This window comes from Brevundimonas sp. Root1423, from assembly GCF_001426805.1.
Map to the genome: position 1 here is coordinate 244,875 of NZ_LMFL01000012.1, position 22,222 is coordinate 267,096.

The following is a 22,222-nucleotide window of genomic DNA, read 5'->3' on the forward strand; positions in this document are numbered from 1 at the left end:
TCTACAACTCCACGCCCAGGTGTTTCGCCACGGCGAAAATGTCCTTGTCGCCCCGCCCGCACATATTCAGCACGACATCGCCGCCCTTGCCCACTTCCTTCGCGATCTCGCCCACCCGGGCGAGCGCGTGGCTGGGCTCCAGCGCGGGGATGATCCCCTCAAGCTTCGAGCACAGCTGGAAGGCTTCGAGCGCCTCGGCGTCGGTGGCGGCGCGGTATTCGGCGCGGCCGATGTCCTTCAGCCAGGCGTGCTCGGGGCCGATGCCCGGATAGTCGAGGCCGGCCGAGATCGAATGGCCTTCCAGTATCTGGCCGTCGTCGTCCTGCAGCAGATAGGTGCGGTTGCCGTGTAGCACGCCGGGCCGTCCGCCCTGAAGCGACGCCGCATGGTCCGGGCCGTCCAGCCCGCGTCCGGCCGCCTCGACCCCAATCAACCGCACCCCGGCGTCCTCGATGAAGGGATGGAACAGGCCGATGGCGTTCGAACCGCCGCCGATGGCCGCGACCACCGCGTCCGGCAGCTTCTCGCGCCGCGCCAGCATGGACACACGCGTCTCGCGCCCGATCACCGACTGGAAGTCGCGCACCATGGCCGGATAGGGATGCGGGCCCGCCGCCGTTCCGATCAGGTAGTAGGTGTCCTCGACATTGGTGACCCAGTCGCGCATCGCCTCGTTCATGGCGTCCTTGAGCGTCGCCCGGCCAGCCGTCACCGGCACGACCTCGGCCCCCAGCAGCTTCATGCGGAAGACGTTGGGCATCTGCCGCTCGACGTCGGTGGCGCCCATGTAGACGACGCATTTCAGGCCGAAGCGGGCGCAGACGGTGGCCGTCGCCACGCCGTGCTGGCCGGCGCCGGTCTCGGCGATGATGCGCGTCTTGCCCATCCGCATGGCCAGAAGGATCTGGCCCATGCAGTTGTTGATCTTGTGCGCGCCCGTGTGGTTCAGCTCGTCGCGCTTGAACCAGATGTTCGCGGCGCCGTGATGCTCCGTCAGGCGCTCGGCCAGATACAGCGGGCTGGGCCGGCCGACATAGTCGGTCAGGAAGCCGTCCAGCTCGGCCTGGAAGGTCGGGTCAGCTTTCGCGGCCTCGTATGCCGCGTTCAGCTCATGAACCAGCGGCATGAGGGTCTCGGCCACGAACCGCCCGCCATAGGGGCCGAAACGGCCCTCGGCGTCGGGCATGGCGTATTGATTGGGGATGATGGCGTTCACGGGGGAAGCTTTCACGCGGGGGAGCGGCGGAAATCAGGCGGAGCGGACGGCGTCGAGGAACGCCGTGATCAGGGCCGGGTCCTTAACACCCGGGGCGCTTTCCACGCCAGAGGACACATCCATCAGGGGCGCGCCCGAGATGCGGATGGCCTGCGCCACATTGTCCGGGGTCAGACCGCCCGCCACGAACCACGGATGGCGATACGCCCGCCCGGCCAGCATGACCCAGTCGAACCGCGCCCCGACCCCGCCCGGCAGCGCTGATCCCTCGGGCGGCTTCGCATCGAACATCAGGTGATCGACGAACGGCTCCCAGTCGTCGGCCGCGGCGAAATCGTCGTCCGTCCGGATCGGCAGGGCCTTGATGATCCCCGCGCCGGTCAGCATCCGGACCTGTTCGGCCCGCGCCGGCGTTTCGGATCCGTGCAGCTGGATCAGGTCCGGCTTCAGGATCAGGGCGATTTCGGTCAGCAAGGCGTCGTCGGCGTCGACCGTCACCGCCACGATCTTCGCCTTGCCCCGCGCCCGCTCGAACAGGGTCGCCGCGTGCAGGGGTGCGATGTGGCGCGGACTTTTCGGAAACACCACCGCGCCCACGAAGGCCGCGCCGCCCGTCAGCGCCGCATCCAGCGTTTCCGGCGTCGTCAGGCCGCAGATCTTGGCATGGGCGCTCATCCGCCGCAGGTGCTCCCGCCGCCCGCCGGGGTCAAGGCCGGTACAGGTCCGCGTCCGGGTCGGCCCCGCCGCGCAACGCCGCCGAAACCACCTGCGAAGCGATGACCGAATAGGTGATGCCGTTGCCGCCAAAGCCCATCACCGCCCAGGCGTGGTCCATGTCCGGCACCGGCGCGATCGAGGGCAGGCCCGTCGCGCTTTCGCCGAAGGCCCCGGCCCAGCTGTAATCGACCTCAAACTCCACCTCGGGCAGCAGGCGCGACAGCTTCCGGGCGATGGTCTCGCATTTGCGCTTCAACTTCGCCTTGTCGGCATGGGCGTCGGGCGACGTCTCGTCCTCGCCGCCGACGATCAGCCGGCCGTCCCCGCCCATGCGGAAATAGAGGTACGGATCCGACGCCTCCCACACGAGCGTGTCCCGCAACCACGCCGGACAGCGCTGGCGCGGCTTGGACGCCATGGCCCAGGTCGAGATCACTTTTGCGCCCGGCGTCGGCACCCCCTTGGGAAACTCGTAGCCGCAGCAGAACACCACCGATGTCGCCCGCACTGCATGACCCGCATCGGTCAGCAGTGTCACGCCGTCCGGATCGCTGACCGCATGGAGCACCTCGACCCGCGAATACACCTTGGCCCCCGCCGCCTGCGCCCGCCGCAGCAACCCCGCCGCCAGCCGCGCCGGATCGCCGCTGGCCGAACCCTGGCTCACGATAGCCCCCGTCCGGTCGATGCCGAACCGGTCGCGCAGAATCTCCGGTCCGATGGATTCGCTTTCCAGCCCGATCCCGGCCCGCGCCTGAGCCTCGGCCTCGAGGGCGCGACGGCCGTATTCGTCGCCGGCCAGATAGAGGGTGTCCTTGTCCTTCAACCCGCAGACGATCCCTTCGTCCGCCACGATCCGCTTCAGATCGTCGACGGCGGATCGCGAGCGCAGATATGCCCGCTTCGCCCTGGCCATCCCGACCTTTTCGGCCAGGGCGGTCAGCGGCAGGTCGATCTCCCATTGCAGCAGGGCCGTCGACGCCACCGTCGATCCCGTCAGCGGCGGCCGTCGGTCCAGCACCGCCACCGAATGATCGCGGCTCAGCTCACGCGCCATGAAGGCGCCGCTGATCCCGGCCCCGACGATGGCCACATCGACCGCGATCGCCTCCGTCAGCGGCTGGACGGGCACGCCCAGCCCATGACTGTCCGCCCACAGCGAGCGTCCGGTGCGCAGGTCTCTCTTGATCGTCGCCCCGGTCATGTCGTCTCCGCTGGAAGCGGAGCGTTAGAGCCCCAGACCGATCCGGGTTCCGTCAGGCGAAGATCAGGTCGATCTGCGCCTGATCCAGCAGCCGCCACTCGCCCGGCGCCAGATCGTCCGGCAGGGCCAGCCCGCCGACGCGTTCGCGGTGCAGCGCCTCGACGTGGTTGCCCACCGCTGCGAACATCCGCCGCACCATGTGATAGCGGCCCTCGGTCACCGTCAGCCGCGCCTCGGTCGGCGACAGCACCTCCAGCACGGCCGGCGACAGCGGCTTGTCCTCGCCCTCCAGCACCAGACCGCCGGCGGCGAAGACGTCGCCCTCGCTCCCGTCCAGCGGCCGCGCCAGGGTGGCGCGATAGACCTTGGCCACATGCCGTTTGGGACTGATCACCCGATGCAGCAGATCGCCGTCATCGGTCAGCAGCAGCAGGCCCGTCGTCTGCTTGTCCAGTCGCCCGATGGTCGAGATGGCCGGGTCGCGCCGCTTCCATCGCGGCGGCAGGACGTCATAGACCAGCGCCCCGTCCTCCTTGCGCGAACAGGTCATCCCCAGCGGCTTGTTCAGCATCATCACCAGACCGGGCGTCGGATCCAGCGGCTCGCCGTCGATCTCCATCCGCGCGGGCAGGTCTGGCGTCACGGCGATCCGCTTCGAGACATCCGTCAGGTCGGCGCCGTCCAGCACGATCCCGCCCGCCTTGCCCAGCCGCGCCATCTCGGTCCGCGAGCCATAGCCCATCGAGCCCAGCAGCTTGTCGACACGAGAGGTGGGCGTTTTCAACGCTCCCTCCTGTCGTCATCCCGGGGCGCGCAGCGACCCCGGGACCCAGCGGCGCCGAAGCGGCAGCGAAGGCGATGACGCAAGCGCCGGATGCCGGGACAGGTTCGCGCTCCCGCGCGCTGCTGGGTCCCGGCCTTCGCCGGGATGACGACAAGAGGAGCGATCACTTCACCGCCTCGAACACCTTGTACCCGCCCGCGTCGGCGGCCATCCGCACGCGCTTGAAGGCCGCGTTCAGCTCGGCCTCATAGGGCAGGTGGCGGTTGGCCACGAGCCACAGCACCCCGCCCTTGCCGAGCATGCCCGCCGCCTGACGGATGAAGGCCTGACCCAGCCGCTTGTCCTCGGTCCCGCCGTCGTGGAACGGCGGATTGGTGACGATGAAGTCCAGATCGGCGGCCGCCTCGACCGTGCGCGCATCGGCCCATTCGAAGGTCGCGCGCGGGTCGGTGACATTCTGCTTCGCCGCCGCGATGGCGCGCCGGTCCAGATCGATCAGCCGCAGCGAGGTCACCGCCGACGAGCCCAGCACCACCGTCGCCAGAGCGCCATAGCCGCAACCCAGATCGGCCCCCGCCCCCTTCAGCCCCGGCGCCGTCTGCGCCAGCAGCAGCGAGCCGGCGTCGATCCGTTCCCACGCGAAGATCCCCGGCTGCGACCACGCCTCCAGCCCCTCGACCAGACGCGGCGCCCCGGCGGCGATCGCCTCGTCGATCCCCATCAGCGCCTTGGGCCGAATGACGACGCAGCGGCGGTGATGCGCCTTGGCGCTCTCGCCGACCTCGACGCCAAAACCCTCCAGCTCCTTCTTCAGCCGCGAGCCGCCCTTGTCCTTGGGCGCCATGGCGTCCAGCCGGCCGCCGGGCTTCAGCGCCCGCAACGCAAGCGCCAGCGTATGCCGCCGCTCCAGCACGCCGGGCGGGGCGTAGATCATGATCTCGTCGGCCGAGCCCTCGGGGATGTCCTCGAGCGGCGTCGAGCCGGGGATCAGGGGCGAAACCTGGGTCGCCGCGCCGGGCGGATCGAACACCGCCGGCGGGCGGCCATACAGAAGGGTGGTCATGGCGGGGCTATAGCGGGACGGGCGTCATCCGTCTCCTCCCGCCGAATTCCCCGCTGACAAACGAGAACAAATGAGGCACAAGCGCACCATGCTCGCGGATACAACCTTAGCGTCAATCGCCCCGCCGTCGCTCGCCGACGCCCGCGCGACGCTGGAGCGGGTCTGGGGCCACGGCGACTTCCGAGGCTTGCAGGCCGACGTTGTCGCCGAGATTCTCGCCGGGCGCGACGTGCTGGCCGTCCTGCCGACCGGCGGCGGCAAGTCGGTCTGCTACCAGATCCCGGCCATGCTGCGCCCGGGCCTCGGCCTCGTCGTCTCGCCCCTGATCGCCTTGATGACCGATCAGGTGGAGGCGCTGAAACAGCAGGGCGTGGCCGCGGCCCGGCTCGATTCCGGCGTGTCCATGGACGACCGCTCGGCCATCTGGCGTCAGGCCCGGGCCGGCGAGCTGGACCTGCTCTATGTCTCGCCCGAGGGCCTTGCCCAGCCGCATCTGATCGACCGGCTGCACGATCTCCCGCTCAGCCTCATCGCCATCGACGAAGCCCACTGCGTATCCCAGTGGGGCCACGACTTCCGCCCCGACTATCGCACCCTCGGCCGTCTGGCCGAGCTGTTCCCCGGTGTGCCGCGCATCGCCGTCACCGCCACCGCCGACGCCCGCACCCGCGAGGACATCGTCCGCTCCCTGCATCTGGAAGGCGCGAAGGTCCTCGTCGACAGCTTCGCCCGCCCGAACCTGCAGCTTTCGGCGGTGCGCAAGGAGAATGCCTCTCGGGCGAAGACCGACCTCGCCGTCATCGATCTGGTGCGCCAGCGGCGCGGCAAGTCCGGCGTCGTCTATTGCGGCTCGCGCGACGGCTGCGAGCGGGTGGCCGACGCGCTCAAATCCGCCGGAACCAACGCCATCGCCTATCACGCCGGCATGGACGCCCGCGACCGCGACCGCCGGCTGGAGCGGTTCCTGGCCGAGGACGGGGCCGTCATGGTCGCGACCATCGCCTTCGGCATGGGGGTCGACAAGGCCGACGTCCGCTTCGTCATCCACGCCGATCCACCCGGCTCGCTGGAAGCCTACTGGCAGGAGATCGGCCGCGCCGGGCGCGACGGCGAACCCGCCGAGGGCCTGACGCTCTACGGCCCGTCCGACATCGCCTGGACCCTCAAACGGCTCGACGGCCGCCCCATGGCCGAGGAGGTCAAGGCCGTTCAGGTGCGCAAGGCGCGTCAGCTGTTCGCCATGCTGGACGGCGCCACCTGCCGCCCCCAGACCGTGCGCCGCTATTTCGGCGAGACGGCCGCCCAGCCGTGCGGCGCCTGCGACATCTGCCTCGACCCGCCCGCCGTCTTCGACGCCACCGTCCACGCCCAGAAGGCTCTGGCCGCCGTCCAGCGGCTTGGCGAGCGTTTCGGCAAGACCCGCGTCATCGACCACCTGCTGGGCAAGACGAAGGAGGTCCAGCCGTGGGAGACCGCCCTGTCGACCTGGGGCATCGGCGCCGACGTCGCCCTGCACACCTGGCGCGACGTGGTCGACCATCTGATGTTCGAGGGCCTGCTGGTCGAGGACCCGAATGACGGCAAGCCGCTGGTCCGCATCGGCGAGCCCGAGGCCGTCCGCGCCGTCTATCGCGGCCAGCGCGTCGTCGAGGTCCGCCTGACCCCCGCCCGCGCCGTCGCCTCGAAGGAGCGGGTCCGCACCGGCCGCAACGCCGCGCTGGAAACCATGGAAGCCGACGTCCGCGCCCGCTTCGAGACCCTGCGCGCCTGGCGCCGCGACCGCGCCGCCGAACAGCGCGTGCCGCCCTACGTCATCTTCCAGGACAAAACCCTGCTCGAAATCGCCATGGCCCAGCCCGGAAACCTCGAGACGCTGGGCCATATCTCGGGCGTGGGCCAGACCAAGCTGGACCGTTACGGCAAGGGCGTTCTGGCCGCTCTCGGTCAGGCTGTGGATTGAAACCGGCGTTCGCGAGGTAAGGTTCGGTCAAGGTCTTGGAAGGGGCGCCTTAAACTTTCGCCGTCACAGTCCCTCGGTGATCCCGAACCGCGCCCCGATTCCGGTCGACAAACTCGCTCTGGCCGTCGTGCACGCGCCGGACCGCGCCATACCCGCGCCCGCCGGAGCGCGCGAGGAATCGCTGCGCATCCTGCTGCAGACCGCCGCTGACTCCGGAGTCACCCGCGTCGCCACCCGCCCCGACGGCGACGGCGAACGCTGGCTGGGTCAAAGCTGGCCCTTCCCCTCGCCCTTCCAGGTCTCGGTCCGCACCGTGCCGGTCAGCGACGGCGTCGATCGGGTCGAGGCCCGCGCCCGTCGCTCGCTCGAACGTCTGGGCCTGCCACGCGGCGACGCCCTGCTTGTCTCCTCGGCCTCGGACCTCGCCGGCACCGAGGGCCGCGCCCTGTGGGACAAGCTGCTGGCCCTCAAGGACCGCGGCCTGTACCGCCGCATCGGCTTCTGCGCCTCGGTCGAGGACGGCCCGGCCCTGCTGGCCCGCCGCTTCCAGCCCGACCTCGTCCAGCTGAAATGCAATCTGCTGGACCAGCGCGCCCAGCACACGGGCGTCCTGTCCGAACTGGCCTCGCTGGACGTGACCGTCCACGCCTCGTCCATCTTCGCCGACGGCCTGCTGTTCATGAACAGCGAGCAGTTGCCGGTCGAGATGCACCGCCACGCCCCGACCCTGTCGCGCATCCGCCGCCGCCTGGCCGAGGCCCGCGTCGATCCGATGCAGGCTACACTCGCCTATGCACTGGGCCTGCCCGAAGTCTCCGCCGTCGTCGCCAGCGTCGCCTCGGCCGCCGAGTTGCGCGCCGTGGTGGCCGCCGCACACGCCCCGACGCCGGCGCTGGACTGGGGTTCCATGCAGCTGGAGCCGGCGACGATCTCCGCCGCCGGCCCCCGCCGCATCAGTAGCGCAGCCTGACCCCGACATAGCCGGACCGGCCCGGCTCGCCGTAGCCGAACACCTGCTGGTAGCGTTCGTCCGCCAGATTCTCGATCCGCGCCGTCAGGGTGACCTTGTCTGTCAGGGCGTAGGACCCATTCAGATTGGCCGTGATGAAGGCCTCGCGGACCCCGCCGGCGTCGTCCTGATCGCCCTCGGCCCGGACGGTGAGCGCACCCGACAACCGTTGACCGGTCCAGCCCAGCGTCGCCGATCCCGCCTGTTCCGGCACGCGCAGCAGCCGCGTCCCGTTCGACTGGTCCCGCGCGTCGGTCCAGGCGTATGCAAGCGTCAGGTCGAACCCGCCGCCCAGCTGGCCGCGGCCCTCGAATTCGACCCCGTCCGTCGCCGTCTCGGCGACATTGACGTAGTAGCTGTCGAAGGTAGCCAGATCGAAGATGTAGGTGATCTGGTCCTCGACGTTCAGCCGGTAGAAGGTCAGCCGGCCCTCAATGCGGCCGTCCGCCGAACCCCAGCCGACCGCCCCCTCATAGCCCTCGGCCGTCTCGGGCCGCAGCACTGGGAAGGGTTGGGACGAGAAGCAGAAGTCGCACACCGCCTGGCTGATCGACGGCGCCTTGAACCCCGTCCCGTACGCCGCCGACAGGATGAAGCCCGCGCCCGCCTCGAACGCGCCGGAGACGCGGCCCGTCGTCTTTGAACCGAAGTCATCGGTATCGTCGAACCGCAGGGCCCCGGTCAGGCTGAGCCGGTCGGTGGGATCGATCCGCGCCGTCGCGAAGGCGGAGGTCGTGCCGAGCTCCTCGGCCAGGCCGGTCGATAGACTGCCCTCCGTGTCCTCGCGTTCTGCGCCGATGACGAAGTCCACGCCCGCCGCCGAACCGTCCGCTTGCCAGCGGAACACCTGCCGGTCAGCCTCGAAGGCCGAGGGGAAGGATGAGACGGTCTCCCGCGCGATGTCCGACGCCGAGACGCTGAACTGGTGCGCCAGCCCGAGCGCGCTCAGGCGCAGACGGCCGAAGCCGGACCATTGCTCGCTGGCCTGGCTGTCGGGCGTGTCGGCCAGGACGTAGGCGGGCGCGGGATATCCATCCAGATCCACGTCGCTGTCGGTCCAGCGCACCGATCCATCGACGCTGACAACCGATGTAAAGGCGTAGCGGCCCTTGGCGCCGACCGTCGTGGTGGTGAAGCCGTCGGCCTCCGTATTGCCGTCCGCCTCGTCTGCGGCGGAGATGCCGTCCGTGTCGAAATGCGAGACCCAGGCCCCGAAGCCGTACTGCTCCGTGGAAACGCCCGCCGCCAGCCGGCCGCGAAGGGTTTCATACGACCCGGCCTCCAGATCGGCGCCGAAGCCGTCCAGCTCCCGCGTCGTAAAGGCGATCACCCCGCCGATGGCGTCCGAGCCCCACAGCGACGACTGCGGCCCCGACAACACCTCGATGCGCTCGATGTCGGACAGCTCCATGCTCGAGAAGTCGAAGGCGCCGTTGACCTCGGCGGGGTCGTTGACCGGCACGCCGTCGACCAGCACCAGGGTCTTGCCCGGCGTGGCGCCACGCATCCGCACCTGGGCGACGCCGCCGAAGGCGCCGGAACGCACGACGGACAGGCCGGGCACGTCATGCAGGATGTCGGCGGCGAACACAGCCCCGCGCTGCTCGATGGCGTGCCGGTCGATGACCCGCGCGCCCGGCGTGTCGGCGACGATGGCCGGCAGGCGGGTGGCGGTCACCACCACCTCCGGCAGGGCGTCGGGATCGTCCTGAGCATGGGCGGACAGGGGGAACAGCACGGCGGCTGCGGTGGCGTAGAGGATGGATCGCGTCATGCGCGGGACTCCGTCTGCCCCGCGCTGGCGCTGCGCGGCGGCGTGTGAAAGCGACCGACCCGGCCCTTGGGAAAGAGCGCGGCTGCCTGGGTCGGGTCGCTTCGACGGAACATCTCCCGCGCAAGCGGAAGGGCAGGCCCCACGCCTCTGTCTGGTCCCGGACAGCGGACGAGCGACGTCGGCGGCCAGGTCTCCTGGCTTGCGGGTCAACAACAGCCGCTCACGCCTTCCCGGTTGCCCAGTGACGCCGGAAGCAAGCTCCCGGATCGAACGACGGCCTCGCCGCCTACAGTTGCGGGCACAGCCGCGGTTTCTGACCGCGTTCCCTTAACCGCCTGCCGGGCTTGTCGCAGTGCGGCACAGCTTGCGCAAGACGCTTGAGGCGGGGCGCGCAATCCTTCACCTTGCGGCGCTCCCATGAACGCCCCCCTCGTCCACCCTCCGAAAGCCGACGCCGTCCCGTCCAGCGAGGGGACGACGCCCGTCATGGCGCAATTCCTCGCGGCCAAGGCCAGCCAGCCCGACGCCATCGTCTTCTTCCGCATGGGCGATTTCTACGAACTGTTCTTCAAGGACGCCGAGATCGCCTCGGCCGCCCTGGGCATCACCCTGACCAAACGCGGCAAGCACCAGGGCGAGGACATCCCCATGGCCGGGGTCCCGGTCCATGCCCTTGACGGCTACCTCGCCCGCCTGATCCGGCAGGGGTTCAAGGCCGCCATCTGCGAACAGCTGGAAGCCCCGTCCGAGGCCCGCAAGCGCGGCTCCAAGGCCGTGGTCCACCGCGACATCGTCCGCGTCGTCACCCCCGGCACCCTGACCGAGGACAGTCTGCTACGCCGTCGCCTGTTCGCTGGAAGACCTCGGCGCCACCCTCGCCTCCTTCCGCCCGTCCGAGGTGCTGGTCCCCGACCGCCTGTTCTCCGACGAGGCGACCAAGGCCGCACTCGACGGCTCGGGCGGCGTCGTTCAGGCCCTGCCGCAGGCGTTGGCCGAACCGGTGGGGGCTCGGGTCCGGGTCGAACGTCTGTACGGCGTCGCTTCACTCGATGGTTTCGGCGCCTTCGAGGAGGCGGAGGTCTCCGCCCTCGGCCTGATCGCCGCCTATCTGGAGACGACCCAGGCCGGCAAGATTCCCGCCCTGTCGCCGCCGCGTCGCTCGGGCGAGACCGGCTTCCTCGCCATCGACCCGGCGACCCGCCTCAGCCTCGAGATCGACCGCACCCAGCGCGGCGAACGCGAAGGCTCGCTGCTGGCCTGTATCGATCGCACGGTGACCTCGGGCGGCGCCCGCGCTCTCGCCGAGCGGATCGCCCGGCCCCTGCGCGACACCACCGCCATCAACCACGGTCTTGACGCCGTTGAATGGCTGCTGGAGAAGCGCGACCTGCGCCGCGATCTGCGCGACGGCCTGCGCGCCTCGTCCGACGTCGCCCGCGCGACCTCGCGTCTGGTGCTGGGCCGCGGCGGCCCGCGCGACCTCGCCGCCATCCGAACCGGCCTGTCGATCGCCGAGGGCATAGCGGGCCTGTTCCCCCCGGCCCGCGACCCGCTGACCGGTCCGCCCGCCCGCATCGCTGCCGCGCTGGACCTGTTGAGCCTGTCGCCCGAGCTCGGGCGTCTGCTGGTCGATCTGGCCGAGGGTCTGGTCGCCGAGCCGCCGCATCTGGCCCGCGACGGCGGCTTCGTCTCCGCCGGCTACCGCCCCGAACTCGAAGAGGCCCGCCGCCTGCGCGACGACAGCCGCCGCGTCGTCGCCGACCTCGAGGCCCGCGCCGTGGCCGAAGCGGGCGTCCCGTTCAAGATCCGCCACAACGCCGTCCTCGGCTATTTCCTCGAGACCAGCGCCAGGGCGGCCGAGCCCCTGCTGCGGCCCTCGGGCGAAAGCCCCTTCATCCACCGCCAGACCCTGGCCAATCAGGTCCGGTTCACCACCGTCGAACTCTCCGAGCTGGACGCCAAGATCAGCCAGGCCGGCTATCGCGCGCTCGCCATCGAGGGCGAGACCTTCGAGGTCTGGCGCACGACCGTGCAGTCGCTGGCGCAGCCGCTTCAGGCCGTGGCCGAGGCGCTCGCCGAACTGGACGCCCATTCCGCCCTCGCCGAATGGGCCGAGGAGGTCGGCGCCGTCCGGCCCGCCGTCGACGACACCACCTGTTTCGAGGTCACCGCCGGCCGGCATCCGGTGGTCGAGGCGGCGGTGAAGGCGCAGGGCGATCCCTACACGCCGAACAACTGCAAGCTGGACGGTTCCGGCTCGGCTTGCGCCCGCCTGTCGATCGTCACCGGTCCGAACATGGCCGGCAAGTCGACCTTCCTGCGCCAGAACGCCCTGCTGGTCGTTCTGGCCCAGGCCGGAGCGTTCGTCCCAGCCCGCGCCATGCGGCTTGGCGTGGTTGACCGGCTGTTCAGCCGCGTCGGCGCCGGCGACGATCTGGCCCGCGGCCGTTCCACCTTCATGACCGAGATGGTCGAGACCGCCGCCATCCTGACCCAAGCCACCGACCGCAGCTTCGTGGTGCTGGACGAGATCGGCCGCGGCACCGCCACCTATGACGGCCTCGCCATCGCCTGGGCCGTGGCCGAGGCCCTGCACGACCGCAACCGCGCCCGCACCCTGTTCGCCACCCACTATCATGAGCTGGCGGGGCTGGAGACGCGGCTGGCCCATGTCTGCAACCTGTCCATGGTCGCCAAGGAATGGAACGGCGACCTCGTCTTCCTTCACGAGGCCGCCCCCGGTGCCGCCGACCGGTCCTATGGGGTGCAGGTGGCCAAACTCGCCGGCGTCCCCGCCGCCGTCGTCAGCCGCGCCCGCGAGGTTCTGGACCGGCTGGAGGGCGAGAAGAGCGCCGCCATCAGTCTCGACGACCTGCCCCTGTTCGCCGTCGCCGAGCCGACCCCGCCGCCGCGCTCCTCCGCCGTCGAGGACGCGCTTGGGGCCATCGAACCCGACGAACTGTCCCCGCGCGAGGCGCTGGAGGCCCTGTACCGGCTCAAGGGTCTGGGACGCCGGTGACCCCCGATCCCGACGACCGGCTGATCGAGGCCGCGTCCGCTCCCGATGTGCGCAAGGCGGTCGCTGAGGTCCTGCGCGAACGCTTCGACGCCGCCCGCGCCAGGGCGGCCCGCCGACTGGAAGCCGGCGGCGAGGGAGTCGAGGTCGCGCGGCTCTATTCCGCCGCCGCCGACGACCTGCTGAAGGACCTGTGGCGATTCACCACCGAGACCCTCTACCCCGCTCACAACCCGACCGAGGCCGAGCGGCTCAGCCTGATCGCGGTCGGCGGCTACGGCCGGGGCGTGCTGGCGCCCTTCTCGGATCTCGACATCCTGTTCCTGCGTCCTTGGAAGTCGATCCCGCGCACCGAACAGGTCATCGAGTTCATGCTCTACGTCCTCTGGGACCTCGGCGTGAAGGTCGGCCAGTCGGCGCGTTCGGTCGACGAATGCCTGTCGCTGGCGAAGTCCGACATGGTCATCCGCACCACCCTTCTTGAGGCGCGCCCTCTGGCCGGCGACGAACGGCTGGCCGACGACTTCATCGCCCGCTTCCGCGCCTTCGTCACCAAGGCCGACCCGAGATCGTTCATCGCCTCCAAGCTGGAAGAGCGCGACCTGCGCCACCACAAGTCCGGCGCCGTCCGCTATCGCGTCGAGCCCAACGTCAAGGACGGCAAGGGCGGCCTGCGCGACCTCAACACCCTGTTCTGGATCGCCCGCTCCCTCGCTCCCGAGAGCCCGCTGGGCGCCCGCGTGCTCGACGACCTGCTGACCGCGCGTGAACGCCGGACGTTCGAGGAGGCCTTCGACTTCCTGTGGCGCACCCGGGCGCATCTGCACCTGACCGCAGGGCGGGCCGAGGAAAAGCTGACCTTCGACCTCCAGCCCGAGGTCGCCCGTCGCATGGGCTGGCGCGGACGCGGCGACGAGCCGGCGGTCGAGCGCTTCATGCGCCGCTACTTCCTCGTCGCCCGCGACGTCGGCGCCCTGACCCGCGCCATGTCGGCCAAGCTGGAGGCGCGCCAGCAGAAGCCGACCATGAGCCTGTCGCGGCTGATCCCGGGCCGCAAGTGAAAGGCCCCGAGGTCTTCGCCGCCGCGCCCGAGAAGCTGCTGATGCTGTTCCGCACGGCGGACGAGCATGATCTGGATTTGCACCCCGACGCCTTCTCGGCCGTCAGCCGGTCGCTGTCATTGGTCACGCCGTCCCTGCGCCGCGACCCCGAGGCGACCCGCGCCTTTCTCGACATCCTCGCCCACGGCCAGCGGCCCTACCGCGTCCTGACGCTGATGAACGAGACCGGCCTGCTGGGCCGGTTCCTGCCCGAATGGGGGCGGATCGTCGGCCAGACCCAGTTCAACATGTAATCAACGACATCTGGCGGGGCAAGCTGAAGGCCGATCATCCGTCCTCGTCCGAGATCGTCCATCGCATCGACGATTTCGAGGCCCTGATGCTGGCCATGCTGCTGCATGACGTCGGCAAGGGCGGCGACCGGGGCCAGCTGGAGGACGGCGCCATCGCCGCGCGGCGCGCCTGCGACCGGCTGGGCCTCGATCCGCGCCGCACCGAGTTCGTGGTCTGGCTGGTGCGCAACCACCTGGCCCTCAGCGACTACGCCCAGAAGCGCGACGTCTCCGACCCGGCGACGGTGCGCGCGTTCACGAAGCTGGTCGGCGACCCGGAACGTCTGCGCACCCTGCTGATCCTGACCGTGGCCGACATTCGCGCCGTCGGGCCCGGCGTCTGGAACGCCTGGAAGGGCAACCTCATCCGCGACCTGTATCAGCGCACCGAGGGCGTGTTCCGCGGCGAGGACGTGACCCATGCCGACCCGCTGGACGACTATCCCGGACTGGTCGCCCGCGCCCGTGCAGACGGGGCCGCCGCCGAGGCCGTGACTGTCGAGGACAGCGAGGAGGAGGACCGCGCCGCCACCCGGGTCGCCGTCGCCGCCCGCGACCGGCCCGGCCTGTTCGTCGATCTGGCCGACGCTCTCGCCGCCGCGGGAGCCGACGTCGTCGGCGCCCGCGTCGCCACCGCGCCGGACGGCACGGCGCTGGACGTGTTCGAGCTTCAGGACGGCGGCGGCGCGCCCTACGGCCAGGCCGAGCCGCGGCGCCTGACCCGGCTGATCGAGGGGCTGGAGACGGCCGCGCGCGGGGGCGTGCCCACCGCCCCGCCGCCGGTCGCCCCGCCCAATCCGCGCCGCGCCGCCTTCGACGTGCGGCCCACGGCCATGGTTGATCTGGACGAGAGCCCGACCGCCGCCGTGGTCGAGGTGTCCGGCGCCGACCGCCCCGGCCTGCTGGCCGATCTGGCCCGCGCCTTCGCCATCCACCGCCTGTCGATCCGCTCGGCCCATATCGCCGGCTTTGGCGAACGCGCGGTCGACAGTTTCTATGTCACCGACGCGGCGGGCAGGAAGCCGAAGCCCGGACCGAAGCTGGAGGCCCTGCGCGCCGATCTGGAGACGGTGCTCGACTTCACGGAACGCGGCGGCCACCGCGTCTCCGCCCCCGTCCGGGCCAGCCTGCGCGACGTCTCCGAGGTCGGTCGACGCGGCGGCGCGCAAGAGCCCGTATCGCGCGCGCCGGAACCACGCTAAGGCGCTGACATGGCCAAAAAAACCGATAACCGAGCTGAACCGATCGAGGCCGCGCCGCCAGTGCCATCGGCGACGGCGACGACCGATCCCATGGTCCAGCCGCCGGCCTCGGGCACGACCTCCCGCAAGGGCGGCGGCATGATGCGCTCGTCGGCCATCTTCAGCGGCCTCACCCTGGTCAGCCGTCTGGCCGGCTTCGCCCGCGACATCGTCATCTCCGCCGCCCTGGGCGCGTCGGTCGGACCGGCGGCGGACGCCTACAACACCGCCCTGAACTTCCCCAATCTGTTCCGGCGCATCTTCGCCGAGGGCGCCTTCGCCGCCGCCTTCGTCCCGGCCTACGCCAAGACCCTCGAGACCGAAGGCGAGGCGGTGGCGGACAAGGTCGCCACGGACGCGCTCGCCGCCGTGGCCTTCGCCACCCTGGCGCTGACCATCGTCGCCCAGCTGGCCATGCCGTGGCTGATGGCCGTGATCAACGTCGGCTTCCTCGACGATCCCGCACGCTTCAAGCTGGCCGTCGTCCTGACCCAGATCACCATGCCCTATCTGCCCTGTATGGCGGTGGCGGCCCTGCTCAGCGGCGTGCTGAACGCGCGCGGCCGGTTCATCGTCTCGGGCGCCTATCCGGTGCTGCTTAACGTCATCATGCTGGTCGCCGTGATCCCGGCCCAGGGCGGCCAGATCGGCGCCGCCTACGCCGCGTCCTGGGCCGTGCTGGTCGCGGGGGTTTCGCAGGCCGGATTATGCTGGTGGGCCGCGCGCAGGGCCGGCGCCGATATCCGGCTGGCCCTGCCGCGCCTGACCCCGGCTGTGAAGGCCATCATCATCACCGCCATCCCCGCCGCCATCGGCAATTCGGCGACCCAGATCAACGTCTTCATCTCGGGAAACCTGTCCAGCTTCGTGGCCGGCGGACGGACCTGGCTGGCGACGGCCGACCGCCTGTATCAACTGCCCCTCGGCCTCGTCGGCGTCGCCATCGGCATCGCTCTTCTGCCCCGCCTGTCCCGCGCCGTGGCCTCCGAGGACCATGGCCAGCAGCAGGCCTCGATGGACGAGGCCCTGACCCTGTCGATGGCCCTGACCCTGCCGGCGGCGGCGGCCCTGATGGCCATGCCCTATTTCCTGATCGACGCCCTGTTCACCCGCGGCGCCTTCCTGCAGGTCGATGCCGTCAACACGGCGCAGGCCCTGTTCCAGTTCGGCTGGGGCGTGCCGGCCTTCGTGCTGATCCGTATCCTCGCCCCGGCCTTCTTCGCCCGCCGCGACACGCGCACGCCGATGATCTTCGCCCTCGTCTCCGTCGCGGTGAACGCGGCTCTGGCGATCGGGCTGTTCAATCTCGGCTGGGGCATTGCGGGCATAGCGGCGGCGGTTTCCGCCGCGGCCTGGACGAATGTCATCCTGCTGGCCGCAACCCTGTGGCGGCGCGGTCTCTACCGGCCCAGCCCGCAAGCCCTGTCGCGCCTGACGCGCATCGGACTGTCCGCAGCGGGACTGGCCCTCATTGTCGGCCTGGCCGCGGCGAGTCGCGCCCTGATCGAGGCCCCGGTGGCCGACGCCCTCGGCGTGGTGGGTCTGGATGTGGGCGCCAAGGAGGCCGCCCTGCTGCTGGTCACCGCCGCCGGCGGACTGGCCTACATCGTCCTCGCCTTCGCCACCCGCGCCATAACCATGGCTGAAGTGAAGGGCCTGCTGCGACGAACCGCCAAGTAACGGCTTGCTCCTTGGGCGATGGTCGGGCATTGCGCCTCGACATGACCGACGCCTCCCCCGCCGTTCCCGCCTACCAGGGCCCCCGCCGCGTGCTTAGCGGCATCCAGGCCTCCGGCGCCCTTCATCTGGGTAATTATCTCGGCGCCCTGAAGCGGTTCACCCAGCTTCAGGACACGGGCGCGCCCTGTTTCCTGTTCGTCGCCGACCTGCATGCCATCACCGTCTGGCAGGACCCGGACAAGCTGACCGCCCAGACGCGCGAGATCGCCGCCGCCTATCTGGCGTCCGGCCTCGATCCGTCGAAGTCGATCATCTGGCCCCAGTCGGCCGTGCGCGCGCATTCCGAACTGGCGTGGATCCTGAACTGCGTCGCCCGCCTCGGCTGGCTGGACCGCATGACCCAGTTCAAGGAGAAGTCGGGCAAGCACAAGGAACGCTCGTCCGTCGGCCTCTACACCTACCCCGTGCTCCAGGCTGCCGACATCCTGCTGTACAAGGCCACCGAGGTGCCGACCGGCGAGGACCAGAAGCAGCACCTCGAGCTGACCCGCGACATCGCCCAGAAGTTCAACACAGACTTCAACGCGCCCGGCTTCTTCCCCCTGCCCGAACCCCTGACCCAGGGCCCGGCGCCGCGGGTCATGAGCCTGCGCGACGGTGCGGCCAAGATGTCCAAATCCGATCCGTCGGATCAGTCGCGCATCAACCTGACCGACGACGCCGACTCCATCGTCGCCAAGATCCGCAAGGCCCGCACCGACCCCGATGCCCTGCCCGAGACGCTGGAAGGCCTTGAGGGCCGCGCCGAGGCGAAGAACCTCGTCACCATCTACGCCGCCCTCGCCGACATGACGCGCGAGGCCGTGCTGGCCGAATACGCCGGACAGGGCTTCGGCGCCTTCAAGCCGAAACTCGCCGATCTCGCCGTCGCCTCCATGGCTCCGGTGACCGCCGAGATGCGCCGGCTGATGGCCGACCCTTCCGAGATCGACAGGGTCCTCGCCGATGGCGCCGCCCGCGCCGCCGCCATCGCCGATCCGGTGGTCGACGAGGTCAAGAAGATCGTCGGCTTCTGGCGCGCCTGACGGCGGCTTTCGGACGCCGCGTCCCGTCGGGTCTGGCCAACAGCGCCGCTTAAGCTAATTCAGCCTGATGAGCCTCGCCCATCCCCTCGACCGCCCGGTCTGGAGCGCCCTCAACACCCGCGTGGCGCCGCTTGCGATCCGCCGCGAGCAGGACGGAGGCGCGGCGGTGCGGCTGGACCCCGACGTGGGGGTCTTCGTCGCCGCCGCCGACGGCTCGCCGGCCAGCCGGGCCCTGCTGACCGCCCTCAGTCGCGAATACCCCGGCGCGGGCATGGTCGAGCCGGAAGGCGCGCCGATCGAGGCGGTGCTGCCCGACGTCCCGGTCATTTCCCGTGCATCGTGCGTGCAGATGACGGCTGCGGCCCTGACCGCCGGCCCGGCGGGCGACATCGAATTCCAGACGCTCGGCGAGGCGGACGCCGACGAAATGCTGGCTCTCGCAATACTGACCAGACCCGGCCCCTTCCGGCGCGGCACCCTGCGGCTGGGCGGCTTCATCGGGGTGCGGCGCGAAGGCCGGCTGATCGCCATGGCCGGCGAACGGATGAAGGTCGAGGGCTACAGCGAACTGAGCGGCGTCTGCACCCATCCCGATTTCCGCGGACAGGGTCTGGCCGGCGCGCTCAGCCGCGCGGTGGTCGCTGGCATTCTGGCGCGCGGCGAGCAGGCCTTCCTGCACGCCTATGCCGAACACACGGCAACGGTGGCCTTCTACGAGAGCCTCGGCTTCGCCGTCCGCACCCGGATGACCTACACCGTGCTGGCCTAGGCCACCCGATCCAGCCGGGCGACGAAGAAGCCGTCCACCCCGCCCTTTTCCGCCCACATCGACGGCAGGATGCGCAGCCAGCCCTCGGGCGTCAGCGCCTCGGACGGCGCGCCGACGGCGACCGGATCGGCGGGGGCCGTCCTGAACGCCGTGTTGCGGCGCAGGAAGGCGATGATCTGGGTCTCGCCCTCCTCGCGCTCCAGCGAGCAGACGCAATAGACCAGCCGCCCGCCCGGCTTCACCCGTTCGGCGGCGGCGTCCAGCAAACGGTGCTGCACATCGGCCAGCTTGGCGACGTCGGCGGGCTTGGTGGCGCGCAGGACTTCCGGATTGCGGCGGAAGGTGCCGGTGGCGGTGCACGGCGCGTCCAGCAGGACGGCGTCGAAGGTGCGGTCGTCCTCCCAGTCCTCGGCGGGGGTGGCGACCACCTCGGCGTTCAGGTCCGTGCGTTGCAGGTTTTCTGTCAGCCGCTTCAACCGCACCGCCGACCGGTCCAGCGCCACCACCGTCGCGCCCGAGGCCGCCAGCTGCAGCGTCTTGCCGCCCGGGGCCGCGCACAGATCGATGACCGCTTCGCCCGCCTGCGGGGCCAGCAGGCGTCCGGGCACGGCGGCCGCCGCGTCCTGCACCCACCACACGCCGTCGTCGAAGCCCGGCCAGGTCGCCAGATCGCCGCGCCGGCCCGTGCGGATCGATCCGCCCGGCAGGACCTCGCCCTCGACCGCCTCGGCGATCGCAGCGGCGTCGACGTCCGGCTTGATGCTGAGGTCCGTCGCCGGCTCCTCGCGCGCGGCCAGGGCCAGTCCGACCAGCGCCGCCTCGCCGTAGGCGGCGCGCCAGCGGGCGGACAGCCATTCGGGCAGATTGCTCTCGGCGGTGGTCAGTCCCGGCCCTTCGCGGTCGATGCCGCGCAGGACGGCGTTGACCAGATTCTTGTACGGCCGCGTCTTGGGCTCGCGCTCGGCCAGTTTCACCGCGGTCGACACCGCCGCGAAGGCCGGCGTCTCCAGGATCAGCATCTGGGCCAGAGCCACGCGCAGGATGGTGCGCACCGCCAGCGGCGGCGCCTTCTGCAGCTTGCGGTCGAGGATCTGGTCGATCTCGCCCAGCCGGCGCAGCGCGGCCATGGCCACCGCGCGGGCGAAGGCGCGGTCCGGTCCCGGCAAGCTTGAGATCTCGCGGAACGACAGGGCGGCGTCCAGTCCGCCGCGGCCTTCCAGCGCCGCGTTCAGCAGCACGCCCGCCGCGATCCGCGCCTCGACGCCGATGTCGGCGCTGTCGTCCTGCACCTCGACCTTGGGCGCGCGCGGCGGCCGGGTTCCGGCGCGGGCCTTGTCGGCCATGCGGCGGCCGCGGGCGGCGGAGCTGCGCCCCTGTTCGGGTCCACGGGTCATACGGCTACCTGCGCGCCCAGTTCGACCACCCGGCCGGGAGGGATGTGGAAGAAGTCGGTCGGATTGGCCGCGTTGCGGGTCAGGAAGATGAACAGCTTGTCCTGCCACAGCGGCATGCCCTGGGTCGCCGAGGCGATCACCGAGCGGCGGCCGAGGAAGAAGCTGGTCGACATGATGTCGAACTTCAGACCCTGTTTGCGGCACACGCCCAGCGCCTTGGGCACATTGGGCTGTTCCATGAAGCCGTAGCTGATGGTCAGCTTCTTGAAGTCGTCCGAGATCGGCTCGATCGTGACCCGCTGGTTTTCCGGCACGCGCGGCCGGTCGGTGGTTCGGACGGTCAGGATGACGTTCTTCTCGTGCAGCACCTTGTTGTGCTTGAGATTGTGCATCAGGGCGACCGGGGCGACGTCGGGGTCGCTGGTCAGGAATCCTTGCGCGTCTTGTCCGACAGGATCTGGGTGCCGCGCACCCAGGTCCACATCAGCAGCACGAGCGCCGCCCCCAGCACCAGCGGCATCCATGCCCCGTCCGGGATCTTGAGCAGGTTGGAGGTCAGGAAGACGGTGTCGATGAAGCCGAACGGGATTAGCGCGCCCAGCACGGCCCACACCGGCCAGTTCCACTTATGCCGGATGACCGAGTAGGCCATCAGGGTGTTGATCAGCATGACCCCCGTCACCGCCACGCCATAGGCCGCGGTCAGGTTGTGCGAGCTCTGGAAGACGAACAGCAGCACCAGCACGCCGATCATCAGCAGGTTGTTGACCGCCGGCACATAGATCTGGCCGGCCTGGGTCTCCGAGGTGTTCTTGATGTCGATGCGCGGCAGCAGGCCCAGCTGGACGGCCTGCTGGGTCACCGAGAAGGCGCCGGTGATGACGGCCTGGCTGGCGATCACGGTCGCCGCCGTGGCCAGCGCCAGCATGGGCCAGTAGATGGCCGAGGGCACCATGCTCCAGAACGGATTATCGGCCGCCCCCGGATGGGCGAGGATCAGGGCGCCCTGGCCGAGGTAGTTCAGGGTCAGACAGGGCAGGACGAAGCCGATCCAGCCGGCGCGGATCGGCGCCTTTCCGAAATGGCCCATGTCCGCGTACAGCGCCTCGGCCCCGGTCACGGCGAGGAAGACGCTGCCAAGGATGATGAAGCCGAGGAAGCCGTCGTTGATCAGCAGCATCACCCCGTAGTGCGGCGACAGGGCGCGCAGGATCGAAACGTCGTCGAAGATGTGGATCAGGCCCAGCACGCCAAGGCTCAGGAACCATACGGCGGTGATCGGGCCGAACAACCGCGCCAGACCGGCCGTGCCGCGCGCCTGAACAAGGAACAGGGCGATCAGGATGCCCGCCGAGACCGGCACGATGAAGGGATCCAGCCGGCCGCCGACGCCCGGGGCGTCCTTGACGCCCTCGATGGCCGACAGGACCGAGATCGCGGGCGTGATGATGCCGTCGCCGTAGAACAGCGCCGCGCCGCATACGCCCAGAATGAAGATGAAGGCGCTGCGCCGGCCCACGGCGTGGGTCGCCAGCGCCATCAGGGCGAGGGTCCCGCCCTCGCCCTTGTTGTCCGCGCGCATCAGGAACATGACGTATTTGAACGTCACCACGATCATCAGCGCCCAGAAGGCCAGAGAGACCACGCCGATCACGGCCAGATCGCCGCCGACGCCGTCCCGGGCGTGGCCGATCGCCTCGCGCAGGGCGTAGAGCGGGCTGGTGCCGATGTCGCCGAACACGACGCCGATGGCGCCGACGATCAGGCCCCATTTGCCGGCCTTGACGTGACCGCCTTCGCCGGCCGCCGCGGGGTGCGGATGGGCCGGTGCGACAGACTTGTCGGAGGGGGATTGGGTGTTGGAGGTGGCGGCGCCGGCGCCGTCTTCACCTTGGGGAGAGGCCCCGGCCATGAAGT

At 70.4% G+C, this 22,222-nt stretch carries 15 protein-coding genes, 2 pseudogenes and 1 riboswitch; of the genes and pseudogenes, 9 read left to right on the top strand and 8 right to left on the bottom strand.

All coding sequences use genetic code 11. The annotated features are described in order from the left end of the window. Position 1: 1 nt before the first annotated feature. The 5 genes from trpB to ASD25_RS08485 form a co-directional block, all read right to left on the bottom strand. Positions 2–1,186 carry a tryptophan synthase subunit beta gene (gene trpB / locus ASD25_RS08465; protein WP_056617104.1) on the bottom strand — a complete coding sequence of 395 codons (1,185 nt, stop codon included), beginning with the start codon at positions 1,184–1,186 and terminating at the stop codon, positions 2–4. 63 nt (positions 1,187–1,249) lie between these two features. After that, the gene (locus ASD25_RS08470; protein ID WP_056616240.1) at positions 1,250–1,891 is read right to left on the bottom strand and encodes a phosphoribosylanthranilate isomerase; all 642 of its coding nucleotides are present in this window, start codon (positions 1,889–1,891) and stop codon (positions 1,250–1,252) included. 31 nt (positions 1,892–1,922) lie between these two features. Beyond that, on the bottom strand, positions 1,923–3,137 hold the full coding sequence (locus ASD25_RS08475; protein ID WP_056616243.1) for an FAD-binding oxidoreductase: 1,215 nt from the start codon (positions 3,135–3,137) through the stop codon (positions 1,923–1,925). 52 nt (positions 3,138–3,189) lie between these two features. After that, positions 3,190–3,879 (bottom strand): pseudouridine synthase, encoded by a 690-nt coding sequence (locus tag ASD25_RS08480; RefSeq protein WP_056617109.1) that lies wholly within the window; start codon positions 3,877–3,879, stop codon positions 3,190–3,192. A gap of 205 nt (positions 3,880–4,084) precedes the next feature. Further along, positions 4,085–4,984 carry a class I SAM-dependent methyltransferase gene (locus ASD25_RS08485; RefSeq protein WP_056616245.1) on the bottom strand — a complete coding sequence of 300 codons (900 nt, stop codon included), beginning with the start codon at positions 4,982–4,984 and terminating at the stop codon, positions 4,085–4,087. Between the two features lie 70 nt (positions 4,985–5,054). Between ASD25_RS08485 and recQ the strand changes: the two genes are divergently transcribed. After that, entirely contained in the window at positions 5,055–6,944 is a 1,890-nt protein-coding gene (gene recQ / locus ASD25_RS08490) for a DNA helicase RecQ (protein ID WP_369816558.1), read from the top strand. 76 nt (positions 6,945–7,020) lie between these two features. Continuing rightward, entirely contained in the window at positions 7,021–7,914 is an 894-nt protein-coding gene (locus ASD25_RS08495) for an aldo/keto reductase (protein WP_235562667.1), read from the top strand. On the opposite strand, the gene ASD25_RS08500 is transcribed toward ASD25_RS08495, so the two are convergent. Further along, positions 7,898–9,727 carry a TonB-dependent siderophore receptor gene (locus ASD25_RS08500; protein ID WP_056616247.1) on the bottom strand — a complete coding sequence of 610 codons (1,830 nt, stop codon included), beginning with the start codon at positions 9,725–9,727 and terminating at the stop codon, positions 7,898–7,900. The two genes, ASD25_RS08495 and ASD25_RS08500, sit on opposite strands and share 17 nt — an antisense overlap. 166 nt (positions 9,728–9,893) lie before the next feature. Further along, positions 9,894–10,093: riboswitch (cobalamin riboswitch) on the bottom strand. A 51-nt stretch (positions 10,094–10,144) separates the two neighbouring features. Here ASD25_RS08500 and mutS point away from each other — a divergent pair. From mutS to ASD25_RS08525, 7 genes and pseudogenes are all read left to right on the top strand, one after another. Then, positions 10,145–12,746 (top strand): annotated as a pseudogene (mutS, locus tag ASD25_RS08505) (DNA mismatch repair protein MutS). Continuing rightward, on the top strand, positions 12,743–13,804 hold the full coding sequence (locus ASD25_RS31830) for a hypothetical protein (protein ID WP_235562669.1): 1,062 nt from the start codon (positions 12,743–12,745) through the stop codon (positions 13,802–13,804). Before mutS ends, ASD25_RS31830 begins: the two are co-directional and overlap by 4 nt. Beyond that, complete coding sequence (locus tag ASD25_RS31835) at positions 13,801–14,097, top strand: hypothetical protein (protein ID WP_235562670.1); 297 nt, start codon at positions 13,801–13,803, stop codon at positions 14,095–14,097. The genes ASD25_RS31830 and ASD25_RS31835 overlap by 4 nt, the downstream gene beginning before the upstream one ends. Next, positions 14,058–15,338 (top strand): ACT domain-containing protein, encoded by a 1,281-nt coding sequence (locus tag ASD25_RS31840; RefSeq protein WP_235562672.1) that lies wholly within the window; start codon positions 14,058–14,060, stop codon positions 15,336–15,338. Before ASD25_RS31835 ends, ASD25_RS31840 begins: the two co-directional genes overlap by 40 nt. 9 nt (positions 15,339–15,347) lie before the next feature. After that, positions 15,348–17,057: a murein biosynthesis integral membrane protein MurJ gene (murJ, locus tag ASD25_RS08515; protein ID WP_082572288.1), complete on the top strand. Its 1,710-nt coding sequence runs from the start codon at positions 15,348–15,350 to the stop codon at positions 17,055–17,057. 41 nt (positions 17,058–17,098) lie between these two features. Further along, positions 17,099–18,142, top strand: coding sequence for a tryptophan--tRNA ligase (gene trpS, locus ASD25_RS08520; RefSeq protein WP_056617120.1), 1,044 nt, complete (start codon positions 17,099–17,101; stop codon positions 18,140–18,142). Positions 18,143–18,209: 67 nt separating this feature from the next. Then, positions 18,210–18,911, top strand: coding sequence for a GNAT family N-acetyltransferase (locus ASD25_RS08525; protein ID WP_056616250.1), 702 nt, complete (start codon positions 18,210–18,212; stop codon positions 18,909–18,911). Here the strand turns inward: ASD25_RS08525 and ASD25_RS08530 are convergent. Further along, complete coding sequence (locus ASD25_RS08530; RefSeq protein WP_082572290.1) at positions 18,908–20,305, bottom strand: RsmB/NOP family class I SAM-dependent RNA methyltransferase; 1,398 nt, start codon at positions 20,303–20,305, stop codon at positions 18,908–18,910. The two genes, ASD25_RS08525 and ASD25_RS08530, sit on opposite strands and share 4 nt — an antisense overlap. Further along, positions 20,302–22,217, bottom strand: a pseudogene (locus ASD25_RS08535) (potassium transporter Kup). Before ASD25_RS08535 ends, ASD25_RS08530 begins: the two are co-directional and overlap by 4 nt. Between the last annotated feature and the right edge of the window lie 5 nt (positions 22,218–22,222).

Bases quoted from the DNA above. Each gene is read 5' to 3' on its own strand.
- ASD25_RS08480 (WP_056617109.1), bottom strand. From the start codon at position 3,879: ATGGGCTATGGCTCGCGGACCGAGATGGCGCGGCTGGGCAAGGCGGGC.
- ASD25_RS08500 (WP_056616247.1), bottom strand. From the start codon at position 9,727: ATGACGCGATCCATCCTCTACGCCACCGCAGCCGCCGTGCTGTTCCCC.
- trpS (WP_056617120.1), top strand. From the start codon at position 17,099: ATGACCGACGCCTCCCCCGCCGTTCCCGCCTACCAGGGCCCCCGCCGC.
- ASD25_RS08525 (WP_056616250.1), top strand. From the start codon at position 18,210: ATGAGCCTCGCCCATCCCCTCGACCGCCCGGTCTGGAGCGCCCTCAAC.
- ASD25_RS31840 (WP_235562672.1), top strand. From the start codon at position 14,058: ATGGGGGCGGATCGTCGGCCAGACCCAGTTCAACATGTAATCAACGAC.
- ASD25_RS08470 (WP_056616240.1), bottom strand. From the start codon at position 1,891: ATGAGCGCCCATGCCAAGATCTGCGGCCTGACGACGCCGGAAACGCTG.
- murJ (WP_082572288.1), top strand. From the start codon at position 15,348: ATGGCCAAAAAAACCGATAACCGAGCTGAACCGATCGAGGCCGCGCCG.
- trpB (WP_056617104.1), bottom strand. From the start codon at position 1,186: ATGCCCGACGCCGAGGGCCGTTTCGGCCCCTATGGCGGGCGGTTCGTG.
- ASD25_RS08530 (WP_082572290.1), bottom strand. From the start codon at position 20,305: ATGACCCGTGGACCCGAACAGGGGCGCAGCTCCGCCGCCCGCGGCCGC.
- recQ (WP_369816558.1), top strand. From the start codon at position 5,055: ATGAGGCACAAGCGCACCATGCTCGCGGATACAACCTTAGCGTCAATC.
- ASD25_RS08475 (WP_056616243.1), bottom strand. From the start codon at position 3,137: ATGACCGGGGCGACGATCAAGAGAGACCTGCGCACCGGACGCTCGCTG.
- ASD25_RS08485 (WP_056616245.1), bottom strand. From the start codon at position 4,984: ATGACCACCCTTCTGTATGGCCGCCCGCCGGCGGTGTTCGATCCGCCC.